Below are 13,634 nucleotides of genomic sequence, written 5' to 3'. Positions count from 1 at the left end.
AGAGTATAAGTCGCTGCTTTTATTCGGATTTTTATTGTGAATCGCATCGTTCCTCTCGTATTGGCCATTGCTCTTTTCATGGAACAGATGGATTCGAATGTTATTTCGACTTCGCTCCCAGCTATTGCTGCTGATATTGGCACCAGCCCGATCGCCTTGAAACTCGCATTGACCGCATATCTCGTCTCGCTCGCGGTTTTCATTCCAGTTAGCGGTTGGATGGCAGATCGATTCGGGGCAAAGAATGTTTTTCGCGCAGCAATTGCGGTTTTTGTCGTTGGTTCCGTTGCCTGTGCTGCTTCGAATTCTCTTGCAGCATTTGTCGTTTCGCGTTTTTTGCAGGGAATGGGCGGCGCAATGATGACTCCGGTCGGGCGGTTGGTATTGATCCGCGCGACACCACGAAATGAACTGGTTTCAGCAATGGCGTGGCTTACCATACCGGCAATGGTCGGGCCGCTGGTTGGGCCTCCGGTTGGTGGCTTCATTACGACTTTTTTCACGTGGCACTGGATATTTCTGATCAATATGCCAATCGGTCTTTTGGGTATCTGGTTTGCAACGCGCTTTCTTCCAGATACGGGTGAACGTATTATCAAGCCGCTGGATTGGCCGGGATTTATCCTGTCTGGTGTTGCCATGTCAGGTGTCGTGTTTGGCTTGTCGGTGGTTAGTCTGCCTGCATTGCCACCAATGATTGGCGCTGCGGTTCTGGCGCTCGGACTTGTCTGCGCAATATTTTATATTGTTCACGCGCGCCGCACGGTTGACCCTTTGCTTAATCTGAAACTTTTCAACAATCAGGTTTTCCGCTCTGCTGTTGTTGGTGGCAGTGTGTTCCGGCTGGGTATTGGAGCAATTCCGTTTCTTTTGCCTTTAATGTTTCAGCTTGGTTTTGGCATGACGCCCTTCCAGTCGGGCATGATGACTTTCGTTTCCGCGATTGGCGCTATAAGCATGAAGTTCGGTGCGAAGCAGGTGTATAATCTGTTCGGTTTTCGCCGTACGCTGATGTATGGATCATTGATTTCAGCGGGCTTCATTGCGGCCAACGGTCTGTTTTTCCCCGATACACCCTATGGTGTCATTATCGGTTTTTTGTTGATCGGAGGCTTTTTTCGCTCTCTGTTCTTCACTGGTGTGAATGCACTGGCTTTTGCCGAAATTCCAGATACCAGAACAAGTCAGGCGACACCTATAACCGCAGTGGCGCAACAGGTTTCAATTGCGCTTGGCGTTTCACTGGCTGGTGGAGTTCTTGAACTGAGTACAGCTTTTCGCGCTGCACCACTTCAGTTGATCGATTTTCACGTGGGGTTCTTTATTGTGGCGCTTGTATCCGCAACGGCCTTTTTCTGGTTTGCAAGACTGGCACCGGATGCGGGGCATGAACTTTCGAGCGCACACAAGTTCAAGCGCAAACACAACGAGGTTGCAGCCTTGGAAGAAGCCAGCATGTCTAACGACAAATGAAAGAGTTCACTGCTACGATTGTCAGCCTTTGAAGTCGCGAGCGAGCAGGTAAAGTTCGACAGATTCAGCACGCGATGCGGGTGGCTTGATATGATGCACAGATTTGAATTTTTGTTTGAGCATCGCCAGAAGATCGTTTTCAGTGCCGCCCTGAAATGTTTTTGTCAGAAAGTGACCACCCGGCTTGAGAACAGATATTGCAAAATCGGCGGCAACTTCACACAAATGCACAGTGCGAAGGTGATCGGTACGGCGATGACCAGTCGTTGGCGCCGCCATATCCGAAATAACCAGATCGGGTTTTTCCCCCAGTGCTTCCATCAGCTTTTCAGGGGCAGCATCATCGAGAAAGTCCATTTCGAGTAGAATGACACCCGGAAGCGGATCCACATGCAGATAATCAATACCGACGACCTGTGGTGCTTCGTCCGTTGAGCCAACAATCTTGGCCGCAATCTGCGACCAGCCGCCTGGAGCCGCCCCAAGATCTATGATGCGTTGCCCCTTTTTGAGAAGGTTGTAACGATCATTGATTTCAATCAGCTTATAGGCAGCGCGAGAACGATAGCCGTCTTGCCTTGATTTGTGCACATAAGGATCGTTCAGATGGCGTTCCAGCCAACGACGCGACGATTCCTTGATCGTTCCGGCTTTTTTCTTCACCCGTACACGAAGATTGCTGGTGCCCGCACCACCACGCCCGCCGGTTTTCGTACCGCTTTTGTTGCCGCCTGCTTTGCTCATTTTAGTGCCTGCTTCTTACGTCGGTTTTGCCGCCATTTTTGACGGCTGGTGCGCGGTTGTGGCGCCATGCACCGTCACGCGACATGAGTTCGGTCAATATGCCTTCGCGTAATCCACGATCGGCTACAAGAAGTTTTTCACTCGGCCACACATTGCGTATGGCATCAAGAATAGCGCAACCTGCAAGTACCAGATCGGCGCGGTCGGCGCCAATACAAGGATTGGCAACCCGTGCTTCAAAGTCCCAGGACAACAGACGGTTGGTCATCTGTGTAACATCATGGGACTGCATCCACATACCATCTACCCTTCGACGGTCATAGCGTTCAAGACCAAGATGGATACCAGCAAGAGTTGTTACAGTGCCAGATGTGCCCAGCAGGTGAAAACGAGAGCCAATGGTCAGCTTGCCCAAACTATTGCGTTCCGAAAAACCGGAAAGCAATTGTGTGACATGATCAACCATGGCATCAAAACTTTGCTGGGTGACATTGCGCCCTCCAAAATGTTCGGCAAGCGTGACAACACCAACGGGCAGAGATGTCCAGGCTGTGATATGTTCAGCCAGTCGCGGGGAACGGCGCTGGGATACGTCGATCAAAGCAATTTCGGACGAACCGCCACCAATATCAAACAGAACGACAGCATCCGTCTCACGTGTGACAAGCGTTCCACAACCTGAAACAGCAAGCCGTGCTTCAGTCTGGCGATCAACGATTTCAAGCTCCAGCCCGGTTTCTTCGCGAACACGTGCGAGAAATTCTTCACCATTTTCTGCCGCGCGGCAGGCTTCGGTGGCAATGAGACGAGCACGCCTGATCTTGCGTGCGGCAAGCTTGTCATGGCAGATTTTGAGCGCATCAATTGCACGTTGCATGGCCTGATCGCTCAATCGTCCGGTTGCGCTGAGTCCTTCACCAAGCCGAACGATACGAGAAAACGCATCCACAACACGAAACTGACCAGGGCGCGTTGGGGATGCAATCAGCAAGCGGCAATTATTGGTTCCAAGGTCAAGCGCTGCATAAAGCGGTGGTTCATATGCATTATTGCGCGGCTGCTGCACTCCTGTGTGACTGCGCTTGGCCTGATGTGCGTGAGCATTGTCAGAGCGTGCAGGTGCGTTTTGTGTTTTTGTCGTATTGTCGTTGTGAAGAGGTGCACCACTTTGCTGACGCGCCTGTTTTTTCTTACGGGCACGACGACGACGATTCGAAAGCTTGCCCGCAGGCTTGCCATCTGAAGGTTTTTCGTTTGCAGGAGCTTCTGCAGAAACATTTTTTTGCGCAGGTGTTTCTCCACCGCGGGACATTTTCCCACGATGACGTCTGCGCGCACGTTTCCTTTGGCTTTGCGAGCCTTTGCTTTCAGTCTCTGAGCGCCCTGAATCGGAGGCTTGTGCTGCCTTGCCGACTTCTGAAACGGCATTATTTTGCGGCTTGCGCTTGCCGTTTTCGGACGGATTCCGGGTCTTTATATTGCCCGCTAGTCCGCCGGACGCCCCTTGTTGCGCCATTCCTGCGGGGCGCTCCTCGGGGTTCTTCAAGGTTCTTATCCTTATGGCGCCGTGCGATCCTGAATGGACGCAATCAAGGCGCTTCAATTTTTACGTTGCCCTTAATGTAGCAGCGCTTTGGATATTTACCAAGAGGCAGGCAGGGGCCAGTTATCGGAAATTTGATAAAACTACATATGAATCTGATATAATCATCATGAATAAGGGCTTTTGCTGTTGCAAATGCCGGAACTAAACACCTAGCGTCCTGCCCCTAGATATCGTAGCTATGTGCTGCATTGATCGTTGCCACAAATTGCTTCGTGCGATCCCGCTGTGGCTTTACGAAAACATCATGTGCGCTACCAGTTTCGACAATATTCCCTGATTCCAGAAACACAACATTTTGCGCAATCTTTGAAGCAAGACGCAGGTCATGCGTAGCAATAACCATTGTTGTGCCTTCATTGGCAAGTTTGCTCAGTACATCGACAACTTCTGACGCCAGTTCAGGATCAAGGGCGGATGTCGGCTCATCACACAAGAGAACACGTGGTGAGGGTGCAAGTGCACGTGCAATCGCAATACGCTGTTGCTGGCCACCTGACAGTGTTGCAGGCCAGGCATCGGCTTTATGTGCCATGCCCACTTTTGTAAGCAGCTCCATTGCGCGATCCCGTGCTTTATCCTTTGGCCATTTAAGAACCGTGATCAAACCTTCCATAACATTCTGGATCGCGGTCTGGTGCGGGAAAAGTTGAAAATTCTGGAACACCATACCTGTTTGACGACGAATAGACTGGATCGATTGCCAACTGGGTTTGTAGTCAGGGCTGATCGTGATGGTTTGGCCGCCCAGAGTTAATGTGCCAGACGTTGGAATTTCAAGCAGATTGATGCAACGCAGCAAGGTGCTCTTGCCGCCCCCTGATGGGCCAACAAGTGCTGTCACTGTTCCTTCAGCAATTGTTACGTTGATATTGTCTAGAATGACCACATTATCAAAGCTTTTTACAATATTTTTCAGCTCAATCATGAATTTGTCTCCAACGTACCGCCATAACGTCTGAAGCGCTTTTCAAGTCTTCCCTGCAGATTGGAAAGAACAGTGCTCAGTGCCAGATAGATCAGCGCTGCTTCGATATAAAGCACGAGCGGTTCATAGGTGGTTGCGACAATACGTTGTGCTGACTGAAAAAGTTCGGGCACGGTGATTGCAGCGGCAAGCGAGGTATCTTTTACCAGCGAGATAAAGGTATTTGACAGCGGAGGCACCGCAGTTCGTGCAGCCTGTGGCAGAATTGTGCGTATCAATGCCTGTCGCCAGCTCATGCCAATGGAATATGCTGCTTCCCACTGACCTTTTGGAACGGAGGAAATGACGGCACGGATAACTTCAGAACTATAAGCGCCGACATTGAGTGAAAATCCGATAATGGCAGCCGTGAAGGCATCGAGATATATGCCAGCGCTTGGAAGTCCATAGAAAATGACAAAGAGCTGAACCAGCATCGGCGTGCCGCGAAAAATCCAGACATAAAATCGGGCAACGAAAGACAGCCAAACCGGTGCAAACAGACGAACCAGTGCTGTAAGCAGTCCGAGTGACAGGCCGAAAATGAAGGACAAAATCGTCAGAGGGATGGTAAATTTGAGTCCGGCCCAAAGCAGAGTGGGCAGAGAATCCGCCATAAGTTGAAGCCAATCGGGCACGTATCGGGTTCCTTAATTGAGAATACTGAATATTCTATAGCACTTCCTGTTTATGCAGCATTTGGAAGCACATTAGACGAAAATATGCGGATAAACAAAGGAAGCCGGAAACTGGTTCCGGCTTCCTTTGTTTCAATCAATCAAGACTTATTTTGAAACATCCTGGCCGAAATATTTCTGTGAAATTTTAGCGTAAGTACCGTCTGCCTTGATTTCATCAAGGGCTTTGTTGATTGCAGCGACCAGATCGTCGTCGCCTTTGCGCACAATAATGCCCGAAGCATCGGCATTTTCTTTTTCAGCAACGACCTTTACCGGTGCATCCGGTTGTTGTTTCTTGAAATCAAGGAAGGAGAGGCTATCATTCAGCGTCGCATCTGCACGCCCCGTCAGAACAAGCTGGATCGATTGATCAAAACCGTCGGTCGCAACCAGTTCTGCACCAGCTTCTTTGGCAAGACGGCCATAATTACTGGTGAGTGACTGAGCCGATTTTTTGTCTTTCAGATCGGGGAAATCTTTGATCGTATCGTTTTTATCATTTACGATGAGCACGACTTTGGAGACAATATAAGGATTGGAGAAGTTGAACTTCTTCTGCCGTTCTTCGGTGATGCCAACCTGATTGATGACAGCGTCATAACGCTTTGCATCAAGACCCGCGATAAGACCATCCCACTTGCCTTCAATAAACTCAGGCTTGACGCCGAGCTTGTCCGCCACGGCTTCGCCTATTTCGACATCAAAGCCAACGAGCTTATTGTCCTTATCATGGTAGGTGAAAGGTGCATAAGTGCCTTCAGTGCCAATTTTTAAAACACCAGCCGATTTGATGGCGTCGAGATTGTCACCAGCAAGAGCGGTGCCAAGAATTGCAGCCTGAATAAGGCCAGCTGTAGCGAGAATTTTTGCGAACTTCATTGGGAGACCACCTGTAAAAATATTTTATTTTCTCTACAATATAGGAATTTTCTTCTAATGAAGCGTTTGAAACTGCTGTTCTTGATCGTATACTAGAATTAATTTCTATTATTTTTACATTTAGGAAATCATAATTCTAGAAGGCATTTTATGGGCTGGCTGGTTTTCTTCAGAAGCAGTGCTCTCGTAATAATGACCAATGAGGTGAATTCACCATTTAATTGAAGAACTGTTATACCAGTGTCATCAGTCTTTCCTATTTCAGCCCCACACGCATTACACAGTGGGGATTTCTGATATGCGCAAACTGCTTCTTGCTCTCACATCGGCTACCATGTTGACGACTGCGGCCGGTGCCGCAACCGTCTATCCGATTGATCGGGCGACAATTCTTGTCAACTCACCATTCGATTTCAAGGTCGAGTTTGATAAGGTCGTTAAACCGGAAGACGTGAAAATTACCGTCAATGGTCAGGACTATGAGGCTGTTTTTGGCAGCAAGGCTGACTTTACGGCTGAAGAAAAAGGCGCTGACGACAAGGTTCTTGGTTCGGCCCTGATTTTGCGCGATCTCAAGATTGGCAAGCCTGGCGACTATAAGGTTGAGGTTTCTGCTGGTGATGAAACAAAATCAGTTAACTGGGATGTTTATTCGACCGGCAATGAAGCCAAAGCCAAGAATATCATATTCCTGATTGCTGATGGTCTCTCGGTTGCTCACCGCACCGGTGCACGTATCATGTCAAAGGGCATGAGTGAAGGCAAAGCCAATGGCCGTCTGGCTATGGACGATATTCCGCCAGTTGCTTTCATTGGCACGTCCTCAACTCATTCTATTGCGACAGACAGTGCCAACACCATGTCGGCTTATATGACCGGTCACAAGTCTCGCGTGAATGCGCTTGGCGTTTATGCTGACCGCACGCCTGACAGCCAGGATGATCCAAAGGTTGAAACCATTGCAGAAGCAATGCGTCGCCAAACAGGTAAGTCGATCGGTATTGTTTCGACCTCCGAGATTCAGGATGCAACACCAGCGGCATTGGTTGCACATACGCGTAAGCGTTCCGACAAGGCTGATATTGTCGGTATGATGTATGATGTGAAGCCGGATGTTATTCTTGGCGGTGGTTCTGCTTACTTCCTTGCCAAGGATGTTCCCGGCTCCAAGCGCAAGGACGACAAGGATTATATCCAGCTGTTCAAGGATGCCGGTTATGCGCTGGCTACAAGCAAGGACGAGTTGGCTGCATCGGGCCAGTCCAATCAGGACAAATTGCTCGGCCTTTTCCATACAGGCAACATGGATGTAACGCTTGACCGTGAATTCCTCAAGAAGGGCACTGTCGGGAAATTCCCCAATCAGCCGGGTCTCGTCGAAATGACCAAGACTGCACTCGATAAGCTTTCCAAGAATCCTGAAGGTTTCTTCCTGATGGTTGAAGGTGCATCCGTTGACAAGATGAGCCATCCGCTTGATTGGGATCGCGCACTGGTTGAAACGATCGAGTTTGACAAGGCTGTTGGCGTTGCACGGGAATTTGCCGAGAAAAACCCGGATACATTGATCATCGTTACAGGCGATCATACCCATGGTGTTGCAATCATTGGTACGGTTGATGATGACAAGCCGGGCACTGAAATGCGCGAAAAGGTCGGCACCTATGATGCTGCCGGATTCCCGAACTACGAAGACAGCAATGGCGACGGTTACCCGGATCGTATCGACGTATCGCGTCGTCTGTTCCTTGCTGCTAATAATGGCCCGGATCATTATGAAACCTTCCGTCCAAAGATGGATGGCGCTTTCGTACCTGCCATTAAAAATGAAAAGGGCGAATATGTAGCCAACGAAGCCTACAAGGACGTACCGGGAGCAGTGTTCGTACAGGGCAATATCCCCAAGGAAGACGATACTGGCGTGCATGCTGTCGATGATGTTGTCTTGCAGGCAACGGGACCGGGTTCAGAAGGTCTTCGCGGTTACATGGAACAGAGCGATGTTTACCGTGTGCTGGCTGACACTTTTGCACTTGGCAAGGCAAAGTCAGAATAGTCCACTTTCTAAAAGGGCAGGCGTGTTTATCGCCTGCCCATCTTTTTCAGGAGAGAACGATGCGCACAGGATCGCATTTCAATCGCAGGCAATTCATGCTTGGTGCATTGGCAACCGCGCCTTTGATGTGCATTGCAAACAGGGTACAGGCCGCAGAACAGCTGGGATTTGATAATCTCTATAAGAGTTTTGGCGTGTTGGGCCTCGAATTTTCCGATCAGGTCAAAAATGCATCCGGCAAGGAAGTGTCGATCAGCGGATTTATGGCGCCGCCGCTCAAAGCCGAAGCCAATTTCTTCGTTCTGACCGAGATTCCGATGTCTATATGCCCCTTTTGCTCCTCGGATTCTGACTGGCCTGATAATATTATGGTCGTTTATCTTGCTTCCAAACAAACTTTTGTGCAGTTCAATGCGCCCATTCTGACGCGGGGCACGCTTGAATATGGTTCCTGGACGGATCCGGAAACCGGCTTTGTCAGCCAGCTTCGTCTGCGTGACGCTTCTTTTAAAACGGTCTGATGATAATGCTTGCCAAGCCGTCGGGCCTGTCACTCGATATTACCAATCTGGAAATGCGCTTTTGCGGGCTGGAGCTTCCTGTTCTTGCAATTGAAAAATTCAGCCTGCCTGCTGGTGCTCACCTTGCAATCACAGGCGCATCCGGTTCAGGCAAAAGCACATTGGTCAATGCGATAACAGGCCTTGAACCCGTGACAGCCGGAAAAGTCATCTGGGGTGAAACCGAACTAAGCAGCTTGGGTTCATTCAAGCGTGATGCCTTTCGTGCCCGCAATATCGGGCTTGTGATGCAGGATTTTCATCTGTTTCCCGGCCTTTCGGCACTGAATAATGTGCTGTTACCGCTTAAGCTGAGTGGCAGGGTAAGTGCAGATGATCGCGAACGGGCACTGCAATTGCTTGAAACAGTCGGCATTGCGCGTAGCTCCCAGCATATTGAGACCTTGTCGCGTGGCGAGATGCAACGTGTGGCTATTGCACGGGCGCTTCTGTCAAAACCCGGTGTGATTGTGGCCGATGAGCCAACCGCCAGTCTTGATCAGAAAACAGGCAGCGATGTTGCGGAACTTCTTGTGCGGCTGGCGAGCGAAGAGAAAGCAACATTGGTTATTGTCACGCATGATCCGCAGCTGATGGAACATATGCAGCGCCGTATTCGTCTTGAAGGTGGCAGAATTGCAAGCGATAGCGCGGAAACGGAATTGTCATGATCGCATTCATTCTCGCTGATCTGCGCCGCTTCTGGAGCGGTGCCGTTGCCATTATCATTTTGCTGGCGCTTTCCGTTGCTTTAAGCTCGGTCGTTACCTTGCAGGAACGCGCTGTAAGGCTGGGAACGGCCCGTGCATCCGATAAATTCGATCTTGTTATTGGTGCTGCTGGTAGTGACACGCAGCTCACGCTCTCTTCTGTATTTTTGCAACCGTCACCTTTGCCGCTAATGTCTGGCGCGATGCTTGAAACGCTCAGCAAAGACAGCCGGGTGGCTTATGCAGCTCCTATCGGCTTTGGCGACAGCGCAATGGGTTTTCCGATTGTTGGTACGACGACCCAGCTTGTTTCATCTCTTTCACCGGAGCTTGCTGAAGGCGTGCTGTTTTCCCGTCTGGGCGAGGCGGTTATCGGTTCAGCGGTTGATCTGCCTGTAGGCGCCAAAGTCAATCCAATGCATGGAACTGTCGAAACCGGCGGCCATGCACACACGCAAATCAGCTATCATGTTGCGGGTAAAATGGCTCCGACGGGCACTGCATGGGATCGGGCTATTCTTGTTCCAATCCGTGCGGTTTGGCAGTTGCATGGTATGGAAGCCCATGATGAACATGACCACAACGAACATGCAGAAAAACCCGGTAATGGTCTTGGTGTGCTGAGTAATGAGAAGCCGCATGATCATGATCACGAGATTGATGCCGATGCACCGCTTGATGAGCTATTTGAGGCGAATAGCCCCGGCGTGCCAGCTATTTTGGTGAAACCCAGGACCATTGCTGATGCGTACAGGTTGCGACAGGAATATCGCTCTGATCGCACATTGGCGATCTTCCCGGCAGAGGTTCTTACGCGACTTTATTCGACGCTTGGAGATGCCCGCAGTCTTTTACTTGGCATAGCCATAGGCACACAGGTGATTGTGGTTTTTGCCTTGCTGCTGGTTGCTGTCATGCATATTGGTGCGCGTAAGCGTCAGATCGGGGCATTGCGGGCACTTGGTGCGCCGATAGGCTCTATTATGGCAATTGTCTGGGGTGAATTGTTTTTCCTTCTAGTGCTTGGAATTGTTCTGGGCCTTGCAATTGGCTATGCGGTTGCAAATGTTATAACGTCATGGCTTACGGCAACAACTGCGGTCAGAATGCCGGTGGAATTTGCGATGAGTGATATCTGGCTTGCTGTAGGTTTTATTACAGTGGCGGCGATAGTTTCACTGGTTCCGGCATTGATGACACTGCGTATGAGTGCGGCATCAGCACTTCGATCCTGAGTTGACAGCTATTTCCAAAAAAATTGGGTTGTTTCGGGTGATAGTGTTTCTCGAAAACTGTTTCACATTTTTCAGGATGTGTTTTAGGGTCCTGCCTCTGAGAATTTGATCAAAGCCTCGTATAGCTGCTGTGGTTCAGCGATAATCATAGATAATGGAGAGAATTACGTGAGTGGTCTTTTGGCACTTCTTGATGACGTGGCTGCCATTGCCAAGATTGCTGCCGCATCAGTGGATGATATATCGGCCAACGCCATGAAAGCCGGAAGCAAGACCATTGGTGTGCTGATCGATGATGCCGCAGTCACTCCCAAATATGTTGTAGGCATTGCTGCTGCACGTGAATTGCCAATGATTGGTAAAATTGCGATGGGGAGCCTTAAAAACAAGGCGCTGCTTATTCCGGCTTTGTTGCTGCTGAACTATTTTTTACCTGTCGCCATCACCGCATTGCTTATGATTGGGGGAGCCTATCTATGTTTTGAGGGGGCGGAAAAGGTCTGGCACAAGATTTTTCCGGGGCAGGGGCATGAAGAAGATGAAGCAGAACTGGGTAAAGATGCGACGGCACTTGAAGAAAAGCGTGTGGCGGGCGCAATAAAGACAGATCTTATTTTATCGGCAGAAATCATGACGCTTGCGCTTTCCATGATCGAAACCACATCCATCTGGATGGAAATCGCGACATTGGCTGCGGTAGGTCTCATGATTACAGTGCTGGTCTATGGTGTTGTTGCGATGATCGTGAAGCTGGATGATATCGGTGTCGTCATGGCGCGTAAGGGACGGCTATCTATTATCCGCTCTATTGGGCGCTGGACTGTGCGTTTCGTTCCGAAGCTATTGTTATTGCTTACTATTATTGGTACTGCGGCCATGTTATGGGTTGGCGGTAATATCTTTATTCACGGCTTGCATGAATTTGGCATCCACCAGCCATTTGCATGGATTTCCCAGACTGCTACAGATTTTTCCATGCAGGTAGCCGCAAGTCTTGCCGCTACAGTTAACTGGGCAGTGACGGCATTTGCTGATGGTATTTTCGGATTTTTCCTTGGTTCGCTTATTGTCATTTTGATGATGAAAATTGTGGAACCAATCTGGTATTCCGTGACGGGAAAAGGCTGACGCAAGTCAGCCTTTAATCACATCTTACTGAGTACATCTGAAAGGCGTTTTTGTTCTTTTTTGCTGCGATTGAGATTGAGGCCTGCGAGCAGATCAAGAATGTGCTTTTTCATAAGAGTAGATGCTTCCTTGCTTTTGCCTTTTTCAATAGCATCTACAAGTGCCATATGGGCATGGCTTTCACATGTTGTTTCACGGCGTTGCCAATAAAGCGCGATAATGAGTGACGACCGTGGCAACAGATCGGTCATAAAACCAGCCAGAATAGAGTGGCCGGCAATGGCCGCAAGTTCCAGATGAAACTGTGCTGACAGACGAATTGCGTCACTGTCGCGGCCTGCATGCAGGGCTGCATGTTCCTCATCGAGGTGCTTGCGCAGCATTTTCACGTTATCAGTGGTTGCTACTTTCGCCGCAAGTCCTGCGACTTCCGGTTCTATCAATGTCCGCGCTTCAAAAACTTCACGGGCTTCCTGTGGGGAAGGTTCTGCAACAAATGCACCACGGTTCGGCTCAAGACGAACCAGACGGTCGTGGGCAAGCGCCTGTAATGCCGATCGCACAAACGCCCGGCTGACAGAATAGATCGATGCCAGCTCATCCTCTGGCAATTTCGTGCCTGGAAGTAACTGATGACTGACGACTGCATCGCGCAGCCCCTCATAGACGGGTTGCCAACGTGCAGACCCGTTACTGTTACCATTTTCAATGTTGTCAGTTGTTTGTGCGTCCAGATAGCTCATATTTGTCCAGATACAGACGATGCGGATATAGAGAGAGGCCGCATGTGTTTAAGTTAAATCTCATTTACATATCGAAGCACTGGTCTCGACTGTCAACAATATTGCCTGCCAAGCTTCAAATTCCAGGCGAAAATGGCGCAAATATGCCTTGAAACTCTTTATTGCGCGGTGTCTGATAACCGCCTCGTTTGGAGGTTTTAAGGCCAAGGGTGACAAGGCTTTCACAAAGTTTGACTGCAGACGTGACGCCGTCGATTACGGGAAGTCCATGTTCTTGCGATAATGAAGCTGCAAGATCGGCCATGCCGGCGCAGCCCAGAACGATAGCTTCCGCTCGATCCTCATGTATCGCACGGGTGATTTCTTCTGAAATGCGAAGTCGTGCATCGGAGCCAGGAGTTTCAAGATCAAGAACGGCCACATCGCTGGCCCTGACTTTCGCGCAGCGTGTTGCAAGGCCGTAACGTGTGAGATTATGCTCAATTGCCGGAACTGAACGGGAAAGGGTAGTCACAACGCTGAATTTTCCCGCAATCAAACTTGCCATGTGAAAGGCTGCTTCGCCAATTCCGATAACTGGCATTGTGCTTGCGCAGCGTGCCGCATCAAGACCCGTATCATCGAAGCAGGCAATAACACATGCATCAGCGTGTGAATGTCTCTGCATTTCTCCGATCATGCTAGGGATAGCAAAAACCTCATCGAAATATCCTTCGATACTTGGTGGGCCGTCATTGGGATTGACAGCAATAATATTGGTATCATTCAAAGCTACGCTTTGTGCAGCTTTGCCTATTTTGCGCGTCATGGATGCAGTTGTATTGGGGTTAATGACAAGTATGTCCATTTCCTCGGA

13 protein-coding genes are annotated in these 13,634 nt (G+C 49.7%); 6 read left to right on the top strand and 7 right to left on the bottom strand.

The features are described from left to right. The first annotated feature begins 36 nt into the window (after nucleotides 1–36). Complete coding sequence (locus tag FHY56_RS01375; protein ID WP_235889397.1) at nucleotides 37–1,473, top strand: MFS transporter; 1,437 nt, start codon at nucleotides 37–39, stop codon at nucleotides 1,471–1,473. A 21-nt stretch (nucleotides 1,474–1,494) separates the two neighbouring features. Here the strand turns inward: FHY56_RS01375 and FHY56_RS01370 are convergent, their stop codons facing one another. The 5 genes from FHY56_RS01370 to FHY56_RS01350 form a co-directional block, all read right to left on the bottom strand. Then, the gene (locus FHY56_RS01370) at nucleotides 1,495–2,217 is read right to left on the bottom strand and encodes an RlmE family RNA methyltransferase (protein ID WP_140903381.1); all 723 of its coding nucleotides are present in this window, start codon (nucleotides 2,215–2,217) and stop codon (nucleotides 1,495–1,497) included. A 1-nt stretch (nucleotide 2,218) separates the two neighbouring features. After that, on the bottom strand, nucleotides 2,219–3,763 hold the full coding sequence (locus FHY56_RS01365; RefSeq protein WP_235889396.1) for a Ppx/GppA phosphatase family protein: 1,545 nt from the start codon (nucleotides 3,761–3,763) through the stop codon (nucleotides 2,219–2,221). 223 nt (nucleotides 3,764–3,986) lie between these two features. Continuing rightward, nucleotides 3,987–4,748 (bottom strand): amino acid ABC transporter ATP-binding protein, encoded by a 762-nt coding sequence (locus FHY56_RS01360; RefSeq protein WP_140903380.1) that lies wholly within the window; start codon nucleotides 4,746–4,748, stop codon nucleotides 3,987–3,989. Next, nucleotides 4,745–5,425: an amino acid ABC transporter permease gene (locus tag FHY56_RS01355; protein WP_140903379.1), complete on the bottom strand. Its 681-nt coding sequence runs from the start codon at nucleotides 5,423–5,425 to the stop codon at nucleotides 4,745–4,747. Before FHY56_RS01355 ends, FHY56_RS01360 begins: the two co-directional genes overlap by 4 nt. Nucleotides 5,426–5,572: 147 nt before the next feature. Continuing rightward, nucleotides 5,573–6,346, bottom strand: coding sequence for an amino acid ABC transporter substrate-binding protein (locus FHY56_RS01350; protein ID WP_140903378.1), 774 nt, complete (start codon nucleotides 6,344–6,346; stop codon nucleotides 5,573–5,575). A gap of 298 nt (nucleotides 6,347–6,644) precedes the next feature. Here FHY56_RS01350 and FHY56_RS01345 point away from each other — a divergent pair, with 298 nt between their 5' ends. The 5 genes from FHY56_RS01345 to FHY56_RS01325 all read left to right on the top strand — a co-directional run bounded on the left by FHY56_RS01345 (nucleotide 6,645) and on the right by FHY56_RS01325 (nucleotide 12,035). Beyond that, nucleotides 6,645–8,402 carry an alkaline phosphatase gene (locus FHY56_RS01345; protein WP_140903377.1) on the top strand — a complete coding sequence of 586 codons (1,758 nt, stop codon included), beginning with the start codon at nucleotides 6,645–6,647 and terminating at the stop codon, nucleotides 8,400–8,402. 59 nt (nucleotides 8,403–8,461) lie between these two features. Then, complete coding sequence (locus tag FHY56_RS01340) at nucleotides 8,462–8,923, top strand: hypothetical protein (RefSeq protein WP_140903376.1); 462 nt, start codon at nucleotides 8,462–8,464, stop codon at nucleotides 8,921–8,923. Next, nucleotides 8,923–9,633, top strand: a complete 711-nt coding sequence (locus FHY56_RS01335) for an ABC transporter ATP-binding protein (protein WP_140903375.1) — start codon at nucleotides 8,923–8,925, stop codon at nucleotides 9,631–9,633. Before FHY56_RS01340 ends, FHY56_RS01335 begins: the two co-directional genes overlap by 1 nt. After that, nucleotides 9,630–10,907: an ABC transporter permease gene (locus tag FHY56_RS01330; protein WP_140903374.1), complete on the top strand. Its 1,278-nt coding sequence runs from the start codon at nucleotides 9,630–9,632 to the stop codon at nucleotides 10,905–10,907. The genes FHY56_RS01335 and FHY56_RS01330 overlap by 4 nt, the downstream gene beginning before the upstream one ends. A 168-nt stretch (nucleotides 10,908–11,075) precedes the next feature. Next, nucleotides 11,076–12,035, top strand: a complete 960-nt coding sequence (locus FHY56_RS01325; protein ID WP_140903373.1) for a DUF808 domain-containing protein — start codon at nucleotides 11,076–11,078, stop codon at nucleotides 12,033–12,035. 17 nt (nucleotides 12,036–12,052) lie between these two features. Here FHY56_RS01325 and FHY56_RS01320 read toward each other — a convergent pair whose 3' ends face one another. Together FHY56_RS01320 and FHY56_RS01315 are read right to left on the bottom strand one after the other, a co-directional pair. Next, entirely contained in the window at nucleotides 12,053–12,778 is a 726-nt protein-coding gene (locus tag FHY56_RS01320) for a GntR family transcriptional regulator (protein WP_140903372.1), read from the bottom strand. A 115-nt stretch (nucleotides 12,779–12,893) separates the two neighbouring features. After that, the gene (locus FHY56_RS01315; protein WP_140903371.1) at nucleotides 12,894–13,625 is read right to left on the bottom strand and encodes an aspartate/glutamate racemase family protein; all 732 of its coding nucleotides are present in this window, start codon (nucleotides 13,623–13,625) and stop codon (nucleotides 12,894–12,896) included. Between the last annotated feature and the right edge of the window lie 9 nt (nucleotides 13,626–13,634).

The organism is Brucella gallinifaecis (assembly GCF_006476605.1).
Taxonomy (GTDB): Bacteria; Pseudomonadota; Alphaproteobacteria; order Rhizobiales; family Rhizobiaceae; genus Brucella; species Brucella gallinifaecis.
This window is presented reverse-complemented; position numbering and strand designations above follow the sequence as displayed.

Excerpts from the sequence above, each read along its gene's own strand:
- FHY56_RS01370 (WP_140903381.1), bottom strand. The coding sequence starts at position 2,217 with ATGAGCAAAGCAGGCGGCAACAAAAGCGGTACGAAAACCGGCGGGCGT.
- FHY56_RS01360 (WP_140903380.1), bottom strand. The coding sequence starts at position 4,748 with ATGATTGAGCTGAAAAATATTGTAAAAAGCTTTGATAATGTGGTCATT.
- FHY56_RS01350 (WP_140903378.1), bottom strand. The coding sequence starts at position 6,346 with ATGAAGTTCGCAAAAATTCTCGCTACAGCTGGCCTTATTCAGGCTGCA.
- FHY56_RS01345 (WP_140903377.1), top strand. The coding sequence starts at position 6,645 with ATGCGCAAACTGCTTCTTGCTCTCACATCGGCTACCATGTTGACGACT.
- FHY56_RS01340 (WP_140903376.1), top strand. The coding sequence starts at position 8,462 with ATGCGCACAGGATCGCATTTCAATCGCAGGCAATTCATGCTTGGTGCA.
- FHY56_RS01335 (WP_140903375.1), top strand. The coding sequence starts at position 8,923 with ATGATAATGCTTGCCAAGCCGTCGGGCCTGTCACTCGATATTACCAAT.
- FHY56_RS01330 (WP_140903374.1), top strand. The coding sequence starts at position 9,630 with ATGATCGCATTCATTCTCGCTGATCTGCGCCGCTTCTGGAGCGGTGCC.
- FHY56_RS01320 (WP_140903372.1), bottom strand. The coding sequence starts at position 12,778 with ATGAGCTATCTGGACGCACAAACAACTGACAACATTGAAAATGGTAAC.
- FHY56_RS01315 (WP_140903371.1), bottom strand. The coding sequence starts at position 13,625 with ATGGACATACTTGTCATTAACCCCAATACAACTGCATCCATGACGCGC.